14 protein-coding genes are annotated in these 14,675 nt (G+C 65.5%); 5 read left to right on the top strand and 9 right to left on the bottom strand.

Annotated elements, in window-relative coordinates:
- Positions 1 to 6 precede the first annotated feature (6 nt).
- Genes CAG11_RS00905 through CAG11_RS00890 form a run of 4 tightly spaced genes read left to right on the top strand, consistent with a single transcriptional unit; the run spans position 7 to position 3,218 of the window.
- Positions 7 to 891 (top strand): metal ABC transporter substrate-binding protein, encoded by an 885-nt coding sequence (locus CAG11_RS00905; protein ID WP_085594051.1) that lies wholly within the window; start codon positions 7 to 9, stop codon positions 889 to 891.
- Positions 888 to 1,331, top strand: coding sequence for a phosphoribosyl-AMP cyclohydrolase (gene hisI / locus CAG11_RS00900; RefSeq protein WP_085594049.1), 444 nt, complete (start codon positions 888 to 890; stop codon positions 1,329 to 1,331). Before CAG11_RS00905 ends, hisI begins: the two co-directional genes overlap by 4 nt.
- Positions 1,321 to 1,881: a carbonate dehydratase gene (locus CAG11_RS00895; RefSeq protein WP_022641958.1), complete on the top strand. Its 561-nt coding sequence runs from the start codon at positions 1,321 to 1,323 to the stop codon at positions 1,879 to 1,881. The genes hisI and CAG11_RS00895 overlap by 11 nt, the downstream gene beginning before the upstream one ends.
- A 2-nt stretch (positions 1,882 to 1,883) precedes the next feature.
- Complete coding sequence (locus CAG11_RS00890) at positions 1,884 to 3,218, top strand: dihydroorotase (protein ID WP_085594047.1); 1,335 nt, start codon at positions 1,884 to 1,886, stop codon at positions 3,216 to 3,218.
- A gap of 16 nt (positions 3,219 to 3,234) precedes the next feature.
- On the opposite strand, the gene CAG11_RS00885 is transcribed toward CAG11_RS00890, so the two are convergent.
- A complete protein-coding gene (locus tag CAG11_RS00885; RefSeq protein WP_022641960.1) occupies positions 3,235 to 3,759 on the bottom strand; it encodes a DUF3617 domain-containing protein in 525 nt (174 codons plus the stop codon).
- A 142-nt stretch (positions 3,760 to 3,901) separates the two neighbouring features.
- On the opposite strand from CAG11_RS00885, the gene cls reads away from it, so the two are divergent.
- Positions 3,902 to 5,341, top strand: a complete 1,440-nt coding sequence (gene cls, locus CAG11_RS00880; protein ID WP_085594045.1) for a cardiolipin synthase — start codon at positions 3,902 to 3,904, stop codon at positions 5,339 to 5,341.
- A 9-nt stretch (positions 5,342 to 5,350) separates the two neighbouring features.
- Here cls and cfaB read toward each other — a convergent pair whose 3' ends face one another.
- The 8 genes from cfaB to hflK (CAG11_RS00840) form a co-directional block, all read right to left on the bottom strand.
- Entirely contained in the window at positions 5,351 to 6,538 is a 1,188-nt protein-coding gene (gene cfaB / locus CAG11_RS00875; RefSeq protein WP_085594043.1) for a C17 cyclopropane fatty acid synthase CfaB, read from the bottom strand.
- 90 nt (positions 6,539 to 6,628) lie between these two features.
- A complete protein-coding gene (locus CAG11_RS00870) occupies positions 6,629 to 7,411 on the bottom strand; it encodes a putative DNA-binding domain-containing protein (protein ID WP_085594041.1) in 783 nt (260 codons plus the stop codon).
- Positions 7,402 to 8,247: a DUF692 domain-containing protein gene (locus CAG11_RS00865; RefSeq protein WP_085594039.1), complete on the bottom strand. Its 846-nt coding sequence runs from the start codon at positions 8,245 to 8,247 to the stop codon at positions 7,402 to 7,404. The genes CAG11_RS00870 and CAG11_RS00865 overlap by 10 nt, the downstream gene beginning before the upstream one ends.
- A 62-nt stretch (positions 8,248 to 8,309) precedes the next feature.
- A complete protein-coding gene (locus CAG11_RS00860) occupies positions 8,310 to 8,561 on the bottom strand; it encodes a hypothetical protein (protein WP_085594036.1) in 252 nt (83 codons plus the stop codon).
- 124 nt (positions 8,562 to 8,685) lie between these two features.
- Positions 8,686 to 10,587, bottom strand: coding sequence for a heavy metal translocating P-type ATPase (locus tag CAG11_RS00855; RefSeq protein WP_085594034.1), 1,902 nt, complete (start codon positions 10,585 to 10,587; stop codon positions 8,686 to 8,688).
- Positions 10,584 to 11,642: a protease modulator HflK gene (hflK, locus tag CAG11_RS00850; protein WP_085594032.1), complete on the bottom strand. Its 1,059-nt coding sequence runs from the start codon at positions 11,640 to 11,642 to the stop codon at positions 10,584 to 10,586. Before hflK (CAG11_RS00850) ends, CAG11_RS00855 begins: the two co-directional genes overlap by 4 nt.
- Positions 11,639 to 12,709 (bottom strand): protease modulator HflC, encoded by a 1,071-nt coding sequence (hflC, locus tag CAG11_RS00845; protein WP_085594030.1) that lies wholly within the window; start codon positions 12,707 to 12,709, stop codon positions 11,639 to 11,641. The genes hflK (CAG11_RS00850) and hflC overlap by 4 nt, the downstream gene beginning before the upstream one ends.
- Positions 12,706 to 14,646: a protease modulator HflK gene (gene hflK, locus CAG11_RS00840; protein ID WP_085594028.1), complete on the bottom strand. Its 1,941-nt coding sequence runs from the start codon at positions 14,644 to 14,646 to the stop codon at positions 12,706 to 12,708. The genes hflC and hflK (CAG11_RS00840) overlap by 4 nt, the downstream gene beginning before the upstream one ends.
- Between the last annotated feature and the right edge of the window lie 29 nt (positions 14,647 to 14,675).

Here is a 14,675-nt window from a genome sequence, read left to right as displayed (position 1 = left end):
TTGCCGATGCGCGCCCTACTCGTGCTGTCCAGCCTGCTGCTCTCCCTGTGCTTATCCAGTGCCCAGGCGGCGGACAAAATTGCCGTGGTCACCAGTTTCAGCATTCTCGCCGACATGACCCGCGAGGTCGGTGGCGAGCATGTACGGATCAGCAACCTGGTGGGTGCCGACGAAGACGCCCACACCTATGAACCCACGCCGGACGATGCCAAGGCCCTGCTCGGTGCCCGGCTCATCATCAAGAACGGCCTGGGCTTCGAACCCTGGCTCGATCGCCTGGTCGCCAGTACCGCTACCCCGGCCACCGTGATTACCGCCAGCCGTGGCGTGATCCCGCGCAGCCTGGAAGAAGACGGCGAGAAAATCCCCGACCCTCACGCCTGGCACAACTTGGCCAACAGCGAACTTTATATGAACAACATCACCAAGGCGCTGATCGCCGCCGACCCGGCCCATCGCAGCGACTACGAACGCAACAGCCAGGCCTACCTCAAGCGCATCTACCAGCTGCTGGTCGAAGCCAAGGCCAAGCTCGGCGCCCTGCCGCCGGGCAATCGGCGGATCGTCACCTCCCACGATGCCTTCGGTTACCTGGGCCAGGCCTACGGTATCGAGTTCCTCGCACCCCAGGGCCTGTCCACCGAGCGCGAGCCCTCGGCGGCGGAAGTCGCCGCACTGATCACCCAGATCCGCGCAGCCAAGGTCAAGGCGGTATTCATGGAGAACATCAAGGACGCGCGCCTGCTCAAGCAGATCGCCGCAGAAAGCGGCGCGCGCATCGGCGGCACCTTGTATTCCGATGCGCTGGCCGCCAGTGGCCCGGCGAGCACCTTCACCGGCCTGTTCCAGGCCAATCTCGACACCCTGTACCAGGCCCTGAGCCAGCCATGAACCCGACGCCACCGCTATCGCTGCTGGACCTGGAAGCTGCACCCCGGGGCAGCCGCTGGCCATTGGCCGATGTGCTCGATGCCCTGCCCTGGAACGCCGACGGCCTGATCGCCGCCATCGCCCAATGCCACGACAGCGGCGCCGTGCTGATGCTGGCCTGGATGAATCGCCAAGCCCTGGCCCAGACCCTGGCCAGCGGCCAGGTCTGCTACTGGTCGCGTTCGCGCCGCTGCCTGTGGCGCAAGGGCGAGAGTTCCGGGCATCGCCAGCGCCTGGTGGAGGCTCGCCTGGATTGCGACGGCGATGCCGTGCTGTTGCGGGTGCAACAGAGCGGGCCGGCCTGCCATACCGGGCGCCCCAACTGTTTCTACAACGCCATTCGCGATGGCGCGGTGGAAGTCATCAGTTCTCCCTTGAAGGACCCGCGCCATGATCCGTAAGAACCCGTCCGGCGACCTGCCGGTGATCGCCGAATCCGCCTACGTGGACAAGACCGCCATCATCTGCGGCAAGGTGGTGATCGGCGAGAACGTCTTCGTCGGCCCCTATGCCGTGATCCGCGCCGACGAGGTGGACGCCGACGGCCAGATGGAAGCCATCACCATCGGCGCCAATTCGAACATCCAGGACGGCGTGGTGATCCATTCCAAATCCGGCGCGGCGGTGACCATCGGCCAGTACAGCTCCATCGCCCACCGCTCCATCGTCCACGGTCCATGCGTGGTCGGTGATCGGGTGTTCATCGGTTTCAACAGCGTGCTGTTCAACTGCGTGGTCGGCGACGGCAGCGTAGTGCGCCACAACTCGGTGGTGGACGGACGCGACCTGCCCCAGGGTTTCTACGTACCCTCCACCACCCGTATCGGGCCCAAGACCGACCTCGGGCAGTTTCCCCCGGTGAGCGTCAGCGCCTCGGAGTTTTCCGAGGACGTGGCGCGTACCAACGTCGACCTGGTGCGTGGCTACAAGGCCCTGCAGAACGAGTTTTGAACATGGGCCGAATCCTCATCCGCAACGCCCGCCTGGTGAACGAGGGCCGACAGTTCGAGGCCGACCTGCTGGTGCACAACGGTCGCATCGAAACCATCGGCAGCCTCGACCACCTGAGCGCCGAGCTGGAGATCGACGCCCAGGGCCAGTGGCTGCTGCCGGGCATGATCGATGACCAGGTGCACTTTCGCGAACCCGGCGCGCCGGACAAGGGCAGCTTGCACAGCGAGTCACGGGCGGCGGTGGCCGGCGGCATCACCAGCTTCATGGACATGCCCAACACCTCGCCCGCAACCCTGACCCTCGAGGCGCTGGAAGACAAGCAACGCCGCGCGGCCAAACACTCGGTGGCCAACTACGGTTTTCACTTCGGGGTCAGCAACGACAACCTCGACATCATCGCCGCCCTCGATCCCACTACCGTAGCTGGGGTCAAGGTGTTCATGGGCGCTTCCACCGGCAACATGCTGGTGGACGACCCCCAGGTGCTGGATCGGTTGTTTAGCCAGGTGCCGACCATTCTCCTGGCCCACTGCGAACACACGCCGAGCATCCAGGTCCGCCAGCAACGCTGGCAGCAGTTGTATGGCGAACAGATTCCCGCCGCCGCCCATCCACGCATCCGCGACGCCGATGCCTGTTATCGCTCCTCATCCATGGCCGTGGCCCTGGCCAGGCGCCACGGCACCCGCCTGCATGTGCTGCACCTGACCAGCGCCCGGGAGCTGGCGCTGTTCGAGGACCGGCCCCTGGCACAAAAACGCATCACCGCCGAAGTCTGCGTGCATCACTTGTTGTTCGATGACCGGGACTACTCACGCCTGGGGCACCTGATCAAATGCAACCCGGCAATCAAGTCCCAGGCTGACCGCGACGCCCTGCGCCAGGCCCTGAACAGCCAGCGCCTGGATGTCATCGGCACCGACCATGCGCCCCACACCTGGGCGCAGAAGCAACTGCCCTACACCCGCGCCCCAGCCGGGCTGCCACTGGTGCAACACGCGCTGCCAGCGCTGCTGGAGCTGGTGGCCGACGGCGTGCTGCCGCTGACCACCCTGGTGGAAAAGACCAGCCACCGGGTAGCCGACCTGTTCGCCATTCCCGACCGTGGCTACTTGCGAGAAGGCTACTGGGCCGACCTGGTGCTGGTTCGCCCGGAACCGTCAGGCCAGGCGGTGGACGAGCAACCGATCCTGGCCCGCTGCGGCTGGACGCCCTTCAGTGGCCAGCGCTGGCGGCATAGCGTGAGTACCACCCTGGTCTCCGGGCAGCTGGCCTGGCACCAGGGCCGCTTGAACGAGGATTGCCAGGGCTTGCCCCTGCGCTTCACCCGCTAGCCGCCCTGCCCTGGGCTCAGGAAGCGCGCGGCTTGACCGTGCCGCAATCCTGGCCGAGCCACACTGCACGGGTATCCATGCTGCCTTTCTGCTGCATGCCGGTAGCGTTGAAGGTGCCGATCACGTTGGTGGTGAATTCACGGTCGCTGATGAACTTCGCCACGCCACTGCCCTGGGCCTTGGGACAGCTGAAGCGAAACTTCCATTGGTTGCCGTTGCGCTCGGTGACTTGCTGCTGGCAACCCGATTGCGGGTCCTGCAGCGGGATGGTGTCGGACTTCACCTGCTCCGGGGTCAGGCAAACGCGAATACCCTTGCCGCCCATGGTCACGCCCTGCTTTTCCAGCATGGCCCGCTGCTGCGGGGTCATCTGTTGCTGCAACTGGCCGAGGATCAGCGACAGGTCCGGCAGGTTCTGGTCATCGATCTTCATGTTGCTGCTGGTCAGCTCCCACAAGCCCGGCTGCAGCACCTGCGCCTGCGCCACCACCGGCAGCGCCAACCCCGCAGCCAAGGCCCAACCCAGTAAACGAAGTTTCATCGAATGACTCCTAGACAATAGTGGCCGTTAGACTTCGGCCAGGGCCCGGCGTTGCATGGGCAAGAAAATAGCGACATTCGCCCAGGATCGTGGTCTGTTAACGGATACCCCGGCATCGAATCTTCAGGAGCATGGCTGCCCCATGGATTATTTTGGCCCACACCCTTTCGGTTATCTCATCGCACTGCTGCATTTTCTCGGGCTGATCGCCGCAATCCATGCAGTGCTCACGGTCCGCACCGCCCAAGGCGCCATCGCCTGGGCCCTGTCGCTACTGTTCATGCCCTACCTGACGCTGATTCCCTACCTGGTATTCGGCCGCAGTACTTTCGATGCCTACATCCAGGCGCGGCGCCAGGCCAACGTGGAAATGCACAAGGCCATCAACGACCTGAACTGGCGGCCCTGGGTCGAAGAAGCCCTCACTGCCCGCGCGTCCAAGGCCTACGCCGCACTGCGGGCCATGCCCAAGCTGGGGCGCATGCCCTGCCTGGCCAATAACCAGGTGCGGCTGCTGGTCAACGGCGATGCCACCTTCGAGGCGATCTTCAATGCCATCCGCCGCGCCCACAAGGCGGTGCTGATCCAGTTCTTCATCATCCATGACGACGAACTGGGCCGGCGCCTGCAGCGCCTGTTGCTGGAGAAGGCCCGGGAAGGCGTGACGATCCACCTGCTGTTCGACCGCATCGGCAGTCACTCGCTACCGGCCAGCTATGTGCAGGCCCTGCGCGACGCTGGAGTCCAGGTACACGCCTTCGCCACCCGCAGCGGCTGGCTCAACCGCTTCCAGGTCAACTTCCGCAACCATCGCAAGATCGTGGTGGTGGACGGCATGCTGGGTTTCGTCGGCGGGCATAACGTGGGCGACGAGTACCTGGGCCTGAAGCCGCCCCTGGCGCCCTGGCGCGATACCCATGTGCAGGTCGGCGGCCCGGTGGTGGCCTGCCTGCAGGAGTCATTCGCCGAAGACTGGTTCTGGGCCACCCGCGAGCTGCCACCGCTGATCCTGCCGGACACCTATCCCGACGGCGGCGTGCTCTGCCAGGTGCTGGCCAGCGGCCCGGCCGACGCCTACGAAGCCTGCTCGCTGTTCTTCGTCGAGGCGATCCACGCCGCCACCGAGCGGGTGTGGATCACCAGTCCGTATTTCATACCCGATGAAGCGGTGTTCGCCGCCCTGCGCCTGGCGGTATTGCGCGATGTGGATGTGCGCATCCTGCTGCCGGCACGCCCGGATCATCGCATCGTCTATGCCGCTTCCAGCCTGTACGCCTTCGAGGCGGTGCGCGCCGGAGTGCGGGTGTTCCGCTACCAGCCCGGCTTCCTGCACCAGAAAGTGGTGTTGATCGACAACGAGATCAGCGCCATCGGCAGCGCCAACCTGGATAACCGTTCGTTCCGGCTGAATTTTGAAGTGATGCTGCTGACCGTGGACGAAGGCTTCGCCACTCAGGTGCAGGACATGCTGGAAGCCGACTTCGCCAGGGCGCGGGAAGTGGCCAAGGAAGAAAGCCGCCAGACCCACCGCCTGCAACAACTGGGCATGCGGGTCGCGCGGCTGATTTCCCCGATCCTGTGAAGACGGCCCTTATGGGTTGTAGAGGTCGTCGCGGGTCCATGGCAGTTCATGGCTGCCATCGGCGTGGGCTTTGACCGCAAGGATCTGGTGCAGGTTGATCCAGCCCTTGGCGAAGGCGTAGGCGCAACCTGCCAGGTACACCCGCCAGATCCGCAGCGCCTGCTCCGGCACTTGCTTGGCCGCGGCCTCCAGGTTGTCCTCCAGGCGCTCGCTCCAGTGATCCAGGGTGCGCGCGTAATGCATGCGCAGGCTTTCCACATCGACGATTTCCAACCCGGCCTCGCTGATCTGTGCGGAGATCATCGACAGGTGCGGCAGCTCGCCGTTGGGGAAGACATAACGCTCGATGAAGTCCCCTGCTCCCCGGCCAACGGGGCGGCCGTCGGTGTGCTTGGCGGTGATCCCGTGGTTCATCACCAGGCCGCCTTCACGCACGGCGCCGAACAGGGTCCGGCAGTACTCCGGCAGGTTGGCGTGGCCTACGTGTTCGAACATGCCGACACTGACCACCTTGTCGAAGCGGCCATCCTGGGGCAGGTCGCGGTAGTCCAGCAATTGCAGTTCCACCAGCTCTTCCAGGCCCTCGGCCTTGACCCGCTCACGGCCCAGGGCCAGTTGTTCCTTGCTCAGGGTGATGCCGAAGACCTTGGCGCCGAACTCGCGGGCAGCATAGCGGGCCAGCCCGCCCCAGCCACAGCCGACGTCCAGCAGGTAGTCGCCCGGTTGCAGCCGCAGCTTGCGGCACAGGTGGCGGAACTTGGCCTGCTGGGCTTGCTCCAGGGTCTCGCTGCCGGTCTCGAAGTAGGCACAGGAATACGCCATGTCGCTATCCAGCCAGAGCTGGTAGAAGGCATTGGACAGGTCGTAATGGTAGGAAATGGCGGCGGCATCGGTGGCCTTGTCGTGCAGCGAACGCACGGGCTGGTCGCCTTCGTCGTCATCCAGCAGGGCCTGGCTCAGTTCGTCGCAGACCCGGATGACCTCGCTGATGGAGCCTTCGAGCTCCAGCTTGCCCTCGACGAACGCGCCCCCCAGCGCGTCCAGGCTTGGGTGGGTGAGCTGTGCGACCAGCTGTGGGTCCTTGACCACGATGGTGACGTTGGGCTCGGGCCCGAGATTGAACTCATGGCCGTCCCAAAGTCGCAGCCGCAAGGGCAATTGCAGATTCTGTAAGGCCGGTGGAAGTTGCGCGAGCATGGAAAATCCCCCCTTGTTCAGACGTCTGGAATGAGGGTAGACCATCCCTGAAAATTAGCAGGCTATCGATCTGATAGCGGTTTTCTATGATCAGCTGTGCTGCACCAAGCCATCCTCGACCCACTGTTTCAGCCAGCACACCGCCTGCAATGGGGCTCCCTCTTCATAAGTGACGGCCAGCTCGGCACAGAGTTCCGCGAAACTCCACTGCCCTGCGCTCATGCCCCGCAATGCCCAGGCCTCGTCAGTTGCCAGGCTGCGATACCGGCAGATCCGCTGCGCACGCCACACCAGGCAAACCTGCTCTTGTTCAAGTAAAGCAGGCAGGGGGAAATCCGCCCGGTCCTTGACCGCCCGCCACTGCGCCAGGCTGTTGTAGCGCAGCGCCAGCCACTGCACGCATGGCGCCAGGCGCAATTGCAAACCGGGCCATTGTTCCGGCACCAGGGCCGCCATGGCCGCTACATCCAGCACCGCCGCTTCAGGGGCATCGAACGCCAGGGTGAAGGCCCATTCCAGGCGCGCCAGCTCGGCCAGGGGCAGGCCCTGCTCGGCCGGCAGATGCTCCTGGAGAAAGTCGGCGAACCCCTGCCCCAGCCAGCGCAGGCTGAAATGCCGGGACGGCGAACGCTCCAGGTAGGCAGCGACCAGAACGCTGAATTGCTGGTCGCCGAGCCCGTGGCGGATGCTGGGGAAGTCGCTATCCATTACCTCCTGCAGTCGGGCCCGATAGGCGTGGTGGTAGATCGCCAGGCCGCTGGCGACATCCAGGCTCGGCCCACCCACCAGGCTGCGCTGCAACCCTTGTTCGGCCACTGGCTGCCCGCCCAGCAGATAGCGCTCGAAAGCCCGCTGCCAATCGTTCAGGCGCATCGCTGCCTCCCGGCCAGGGCCTGCTGCCCCAACTCCCGGGCCTTACCCAGTTCGGCGAGCAACTGCTCAAGCGGCGGCAACTGATCGTCACGCTCCAGCAATGTCGCCACCGGCCCCAGGTGTTCGAGGGTGCGCTGGTACAGCGCCCAGACCGGATCGCACACTGGTTGGTCGTGGGTATCGATCACGTAGTCGCCATGGTCCTGGTGGCCGGCCAGGTGCAGTTGGCGTATTCGCTTGGGCGGCAGCCCCCTGATGAACTGCCAGGGATCGAAACCATGGTTGCGCGAGCTGACATAGACATTGTTCACGTCCAGCAGCAGCTCGCAGCCACTGAGCTGGCTCAAGGCCGAGAGGAATTGCCACTCGCTGAATTCGTCGTTCGCGGCCCGCACATAACTGGAGACGTTCTCCAGCACCAACGGCCGCTCCAGCACCTCCTGCACCTCACGCACCCGGCCGGCCACGTAGTGCAGGCTTTCCTCGGTATAGGGCAACGGCAACAGGTCGTGCAGGTGATGGGCATTGCCCCGGCTCCAGCACAGATGGTCGGAAATCCAGGCAGGACGTACTCGCCCGGCCAGCGTCTTGAGCTGCGCCAGGTAATCGTGGTCCAGGGAGTGGGGGCCGCCGATGGACAACGACACCCCGTGCATCACGATGGGGTAGCGCTCGGCGATGGCATCCAGGTAATACAGGGCCTTGCCGCCCTGGACCATGAAGTTCTCGGACACCACCTCGAACCAGTCCACCGCTGGGTGCTCATCGAGGATCTGCTGGTAATAGGCACTGCGCAGGCCCAGGCCATAACCCAGGCAAGAAGGAACATCGGACATCGCCAACTCCTCGCCGAGTGGCCGCAGCGGGCGTCCCCACCGCGGCAGCACTCGATCGCCGTTTACTCGCCGACCTTGCCGCCAGCCTTGTCACAGGCCGCCTGGGTCATGACCTTGAAGCCCTGGCCCTTGCAGGCGCCCATGCCCTTGCAGGCATGGTCCTTGGTCTTGCAGTCGTTCTGGCCTTTGCAACCGTTGACGCCGTAGCAGTGCACCTGGGCATCGGCAGCCATCGCCTGGGTGGCGACGCCGGCGAACAAGCCAGCAGCAGCGAAAGCCAGGGCGGCGCCGGCAGCGGTTTTCTTCATGTTCATCTTGGGTTTCCTCTAGTAGTCGATCGCAAGGGTGGTGCCGGGGCGGCCTGGGCAGCCCCGTCATGTCACTAGAGAAAGGAAGGCTCCCGGCGTTACAGCCGGGATAAAAACAAATGCCGCCTGGTCAGGACTTGGCCAGGGGCTCCTGGAAACGCAGCAAGCGCCCGGCATTGCCCAGCACCAGCAAGGTGCTGAGGTTGTGCAGCACGGCGGCGATCATCGCCCCCGCGGCTCCCAGCCAGCCGAATGCGGCGAAGGCGACGATGGCCAGGGTCCAGCCCAGGCCGATGACCACATTGGCCTGCAAGGTACGCCGGCATTCACGGCTCAAGCGCACGCAGGTGCCCAGGCGTCGCAAGTCACTGCCGATCAGCACCACGTCGGCCGAGGCCAGGGCGATATCGGCACCGCCTGCTCCCATGGCCACCCCCACGACCCCAGCCTTGAGAGCCAGGGAATCGTTGATACCGTCGCCGACCACCATGGGTCGGAAGCCCTTGTCGATCTCTCCCAGCACACGCTCGAGCTTGCCCTGGGGCAGAGCCTGGGCCTCGACATCGCTGATGCCCACCTCCCGCGCCAGGCTGTCCGCCACGCTTTGCCGGTCGCCGGTGAGCAACAACTGGCGGCCCAACCCCAACTCCCGCAGTTCTTGCAGGGCCTGGGCCGCTTCGGGCTTGACGCTGTCGGCCAACAACAGCCAACCGAGGAACTCACCATTGAGCGCCAACCCGGCGATCGGCCCGTCATGGGTCGGCACCGGACTGGTGTCGATCCCCAACTGGATGAACAGTTCGGGCCGGCCCAGGGCCGCCTGGCCTTCGTCGGTGCGCGCGACCACCCCCAGGCCCTGGCGCTCATGAATATCCCCAAGGGTCCACTGCTGCTCTGGCGGCACCAGTGCTGCCAGCGCCCGGCTGACCGGGTGACTGCTGGCCGCGCCGAGGCTGGCGGCAAGGCTGAGCAGTGTCCGACGGTCCTCCAGGGGGGTGTCCAGCGCTTGCAAGCGCAGGGTGCCGAAGGTCAGGGTGCCGGTCTTGTCCACCACCAGGGACGTCAGGTCCGCCAGCTCTTCGAGAAACGCCGAGCTGCGAATCAGGATGCCGTGCCGCGCCGCCACGGCGATCCCGGCAATGGCGGTGGCCGGTGCCGAAAGCACCAACGCACAAGGGCAAGCCGCCACCAGTACGGCGAGCATGGCCTGGGCATCGTTGGTAATGAACCAGGTCACCGCCGCCAGCAGCAGCACCAGCACCAGGTAGCTGCCGGCATAGCGTTCCAGCAGGCGGGTAATCGGCGGCTTAGCGCGTTCGGCGTTCTGCATCAGGGCGATCACCTTGCCCAGGGTCGACTCCTCGCCGGTGCGAGTCACTTCCAGGCGCAGCAGGCCATCGAGATTGATCGCGCCCCCGAATACCTGCATGCCCACGCTCGCTTCCAGTGGCACCGATTCGCCGGTGATCGGCGCGGTGTCCAGGCTCGCCTGGCCCGATACCACCACGCCGTCGGCAGGCACCCGGTCCCCGGCGCGCACTTCCACCAGGTCGCCGGTCCTGAGGCTGGCGTTATCCACTTCCTGCACGCTGCCATCGGCCTGTACCTGCCGCGCCTGGCTGCGGGTCAGGCGGCCCAGGGCATCGATGGCTTCCTGGGAACCGATCACGCTGCGCTCTTCCAGCACATGGCCGAAGATCATGATGATCGGCAGCAAGGCTGCGGTCAGCAGGTCTCCCGTGGCCCAGGCGCCGAGCATGGCCAGGGCGATCAGTTGGTCGGTGATGCCGTGCAGGCTCGGATAGCGCAGGCTGAACCAGGCCGAACGCAACACAGGTACGGCCACCAGCAAGGAAGCAACGCCCAGCAACAACTGGCTGACACCGACTTGCTCGGGCGCCAGCCAGCGCCATGCCAGGCCCAGGCCCAGCAAGCCGAGGGCGAGCATGGCCAGGGTTAGTTGGCGGGCGGCGCTGCGCTGTTCAGCGCTGGTCAACATGCTGGCAGGCGCCGCATGGGTAGAAGCGGTCATCGTTCAGCTCCCTGGATGATCAAGCGGGAATCGTCTTTGGGATCGACCGTCGTCACCGAGCCCGACTGGCGCAGAATCTGCGGCAGGCGCTCACGATAGATGCGCAGCAGCATCTGCGGGTCGCTGCCATTGCGTTGCTCCTGGGCCAGGCTTTGGACCGTGGAGGTCTGCGCCCGGGCCAGGGCCAGGCGCTCGCTGGCCTGGGCGTGGGCCACTTGCAGGCTGCGGTCGGCTTGCTGGTTAGCGCCCTGGGTGAGTTTTTCCGCTTCGGTACGCGCGTTGGCCACGGCCTTGTCGGCCTGCTGGCTGGCCGTCAGCACGGCATTGAAAGCGTTGACCGCAGGCTCGGGCAGGCTCGACTGCACGTCGACCCGGGTCGCTTCGATACCTATGCCCTGGCCAGTGGCGGCCAGCTCGGCCAAGCGCTGGTTGATCCCCTGGAGCAGATCGCCACGTAGCCGCTCACGGCGTTCGGCGGCCTGGTGATCGCTGCCGAGCAACTCCGGACGTGCCACCAGGATGGTGTCCAGGTCGCGGGCCGCAGCCAGGCTAACGGCGCTGCGGGTCGCCAGGCGGTCCAGGGCCGGCAGCACATGCTCGCCTTGCAAGACATAGGCATAAGGATCGCTGACCTTGTAGAACACCCGGACGTCCAACTGCACCACGCCGGCGTCGCCGGTTAGCAGGTAGCCCGAGCCGGCCAGGGTATCGTTCAACGGCGTGGCCAGGGTCGCTACCCGGTCTCCTTGCACTGCGGCTTGGGAGCGCAACAGTCCCTCGATGCGCCGCTCCAGTACCCGGTCGGCGGCCGGCAACAACACCACCTGCTCGAAAGGCCGGGGCCAGGCCAGCAGCAGCCCGGCATTCTGCACCCGGGCCAGGGCACCGAAATGCATGACCAGGGCGCGGTCTTGCGGATCGATCTGACGAACGTTGGACAAGGCCCAAGCCAATGCAGCGAGGATGGTCACCACATACAGGCCGATGAATGCCAGGCGCCCTGCCTGGATCCATGGGCTATCCAATTGATTTGTTCCACGTGGAACGCTGTTCATGGCTGCGTTCCAGACGCTTTGTTCGGCAAACTCGGCGGCCCATCCACCAACACCCGGAACGGCGCGGCATCGGTACGCAGGATCAGGCGAGTGCTCGGATTGACCACCGTGCCCAAGGTATCCAGGGAGCGCAGCAGGTTATACAGCTGTGGCGAACTGGCGTAGGCACGGCCGTAGATCTGCGCCGCTTCGACCCTGGATTGCGCTTCTATATCAGCCGCCTTCACCGTGGCGTCGGCTTGCACTATGCGTGCATCGCGCTCGGCAGCGGAACGGATCTGCGCCGCTTCACGCTTGCCCACGGCAGTGCGTTCGGTGGCGATGGTTTCGCGCTCGGCGCGCATGCGATCCACCGTGGCGGCGAGGGTCACCGACGGCAGGGTCAAGCGCTCGATACCCACCTGCACCACTCGCACACCGTAGGTGGACAGCAATTGCTGGTCGATCTGCTGGCGCAGCCGACTTTCGAAATCGCCAAGGCGGACCTTGCCGGCATCGGTGTTCACCAGGTCGGCCAGATCGAAGCTGCTGGCGGTGGTTTCCAGGGCCGAACCAACGAAGGTGCGAATCTGCCGCGCCGCTTCGTCCGGCTGGTTCTGCACCGCCCGCATGAAGCGCTGCACATTGTCCGGGTCGCCCTGCACCCGCCAGGCCACATAGGCCTGGACGATGATCCGCAGGCCATCGCGGGTCCCTACATCCTGCAAGCCACTGGACGTGGTACGCAGGCGCAGGTCCACCGGGATCGCCGCTTCGAAGGGCGCCGGCCAGCGCCAGTTCAGCCCCGGCTCCAGCAGGACCCGGGCCGGGTTGCCGAATCGGGTGATCACCGTGGCTTCGCCGGAACGCACCTGCACCAGGCTCGCCGCCGCCAGGGCGAATGCCACCAGCAACGCCGCCCAGCCCATGCGCCGCCAGGGAAACGGTCCCGCCTCTGCTGGTGCACCATGGTGATGGTGGTGATGACCATGATGGTGATGATGATGACCGTGCCCGTGCCCGTGATCGTGATCGTGATCGTGACCGGCATGCGCATCATGGGAATGGGTATGGGAAGACTGGCTCAATGGGCGGCTCCTGGCTGGGCGGCTTTACGCGGCGCCAGCGGGTCGGCGGGCAAGGTGAAGGTACGCAAGTCGAGGGTTGGCGCACTGTCGCCGCCCAGACGGTGATCGAGGATCAACAACTGGGCCTTGCCCAGGCCCTGGATCAGTTGGCCGAAGTACTGTTCCAGGACGAATGCCTGGCCCGCACCGGCGTAGGCTTTCTGCTCGGCGGCGAACCGCAGGTCGGCCGTCTGGGCCTCGGCCTGGATCTCACGCGCCGTGGCCCGCGCCTTATCGTTCACTTCGCTGGCCTGCAATTGCGCCTGGTTGGTTTGTTCAGCCGCGGCTCCACGCTCCCGGGAAATCAGCGCCTGGGCGCCAATCTGCGCGGCTTGTACAGCGTGATAGGCATTGGCTGCACCAGCCGGTGGGTGAATGGCCTCGACCACGGTGGCGAGAATCTCCACGCCACTGTCGAGCCTGGACAGATCGGCCTGCACCGCGTGGCCGATATCCTCGGCCAGGCGCGTGCGGTCTTCGCCCAGCAGGCCATCGAGGGTGCGCGAGGCGAAATCGTGCACCAGTACCCGGCTGGCGGTACTGCGGATCAGCGACGGCACATCGTTGCTGTTGTAGGTCGCTGCCAGCGCTGCTGCGTCATCCAGGCCGATGCGGTAAACGAAGCGCACGTCCATGTTGACGATCTGGAAGCTCTGCTGGTGGTCATCGCCACTGGCGATCACCTGGGATTTGTCATTCACGTGGCTGGCGTCCCACAAACGATTGGCAATCGCCGGTGCCGGCCCTTCCGCCGCTGCCGGCTCGATCGGTTGCGGGGTTTCGCCCACGCTGGTGGCCAACTCATGGACCACGCCGTTTTCCACCGTCAGCACCCGCCCCAGGGGCCAGGGCAAACCCAGGTGCAGGCCTGGGCCGAAAACCGTTACCGGCTTGCCGAAACGCTCGTAAATACCGCGATTGTGCAGCGTAATCTCATGAACCCCGGTCAATAACGAGCCTACCGCCAGGATCAGCCCCAGTACCGGCAGAAACGCCCGGCGCATGTAGGCAAAGGCCCAGACCTGGCGCAGATCGATACCGAACCGGTTGTGCAGTTCGTTTTGCAGGCTGAGCAGCGGTTGCGGTGGCCAGCGCAACAAGTCGGCAACGAAGCTATGGGCCAACAGCCGTGGCTCAAGGGCCTCACGCTGGGGACTGAACAACGACAACAGCGCCCGTAGCAGCAACTCGCCGGCCACCAACGCCGGCAACAGGCCCATCAATACCGCCAAGCGCACCGGCCACAGCGCGCTGTCGCTGCCGAACAACAAGCACAAGGCGCCCACCAGCAAGCACAGGATGGCCACCCGCAGCAGCTGCGCCACGGCCCCGGCCTCCGGCCATTCACTCGGGTGCTCCTGGGCCAGCTGGCGCTCCAGCACCAGCAAGGCGAAAGCCAGCAACAACAGCAGCACGGCGAAGACACTGGCGCTCAGGCCCAGGGCCGTGGCGGGCAGCGCCAGGTTGAAGACCTGCGCCAGGCAGTACAGGGCCAGCAGCGACCAGCCAGCGAGCCACAGGGTCGGGGCGCCGATCTGCTGCAACGGGCGCCGGGCACGGGCACCCAGGATGGCAGCGAAGAACCCGGCAGGCGCCGTCTCGGGCGTCTCCACCAGCGTGGCTGGCGCCAGCACGTCCTCCCGCCAGCGGCTCACCCAGCACGCCGACTGCAGGCCCGCCACTACCACCAGCAAGGCACAGGACAGGTTCACCAGCACTACTGGCCAAAGGGTCAGCGCGGCGAACAAATCGACGAACAGCGCCGCCACCAGCCCCAACACCGCCAACCCCAGCAGGCCACCGCCCCAGCGCTGCAAACGCCCGGCATGGAACGCCGCGCGCTGGAAGCGTGGCAAGCCGGCCACATCCACCCTTTGCGTCTCAAGATCGACCTGCATACCACCCCGCCGCTCTGCTCCGGCCCTGT

The organism is Pseudomonas sp. B6(2017), assembly GCF_002112765.1.
In the GTDB taxonomy this organism is placed as follows: Bacteria; Pseudomonadota; Gammaproteobacteria; order Pseudomonadales; family Pseudomonadaceae; genus Aquipseudomonas; species Aquipseudomonas piscis.
This window is presented reverse-complemented; position numbering and strand designations above follow the sequence as displayed.

Bases quoted from the DNA above. Each gene is read 5' to 3' on its own strand.
- CAG11_RS00890 (WP_085594047.1), top strand. From the start codon at position 1,884: ATGGGCCGAATCCTCATCCGCAACGCCCGCCTGGTGAACGAGGGCCGA.
- CAG11_RS00860 (WP_085594036.1), bottom strand. From the start codon at position 8,561: ATGAACATGAAGAAAACCGCTGCCGGCGCCGCCCTGGCTTTCGCTGCT.
- CAG11_RS00885 (WP_022641960.1), bottom strand. From the start codon at position 3,759: ATGAAACTTCGTTTACTGGGTTGGGCCTTGGCTGCGGGGTTGGCGCTG.
- CAG11_RS00870 (WP_085594041.1), bottom strand. From the start codon at position 7,411: ATGCGCCTGAACGATTGGCAGCGGGCTTTCGAGCGCTATCTGCTGGGC.
- CAG11_RS00905 (WP_085594051.1), top strand. From the start codon at position 7: ATGCGCGCCCTACTCGTGCTGTCCAGCCTGCTGCTCTCCCTGTGCTTA.
- hisI (WP_085594049.1), top strand. From the start codon at position 888: ATGAACCCGACGCCACCGCTATCGCTGCTGGACCTGGAAGCTGCACCC.
- hflK (WP_085594032.1), bottom strand. From the start codon at position 11,642: ATGAACAGCGTTCCACGTGGAACAAATCAATTGGATAGCCCATGGATC.
- hflK (WP_085594028.1), bottom strand. From the start codon at position 14,646: ATGCAGGTCGATCTTGAGACGCAAAGGGTGGATGTGGCCGGCTTGCCA.
- CAG11_RS00855 (WP_085594034.1), bottom strand. From the start codon at position 10,587: ATGACCGCTTCTACCCATGCGGCGCCTGCCAGCATGTTGACCAGCGCT.
- cls (WP_085594045.1), top strand. From the start codon at position 3,902: ATGGATTATTTTGGCCCACACCCTTTCGGTTATCTCATCGCACTGCTG.
- cfaB (WP_085594043.1), bottom strand. From the start codon at position 6,538: ATGCTCGCGCAACTTCCACCGGCCTTACAGAATCTGCAATTGCCCTTG.
- CAG11_RS00865 (WP_085594039.1), bottom strand. From the start codon at position 8,247: ATGTCCGATGTTCCTTCTTGCCTGGGTTATGGCCTGGGCCTGCGCAGT.
- CAG11_RS00895 (WP_022641958.1), top strand. From the start codon at position 1,321: ATGATCCGTAAGAACCCGTCCGGCGACCTGCCGGTGATCGCCGAATCC.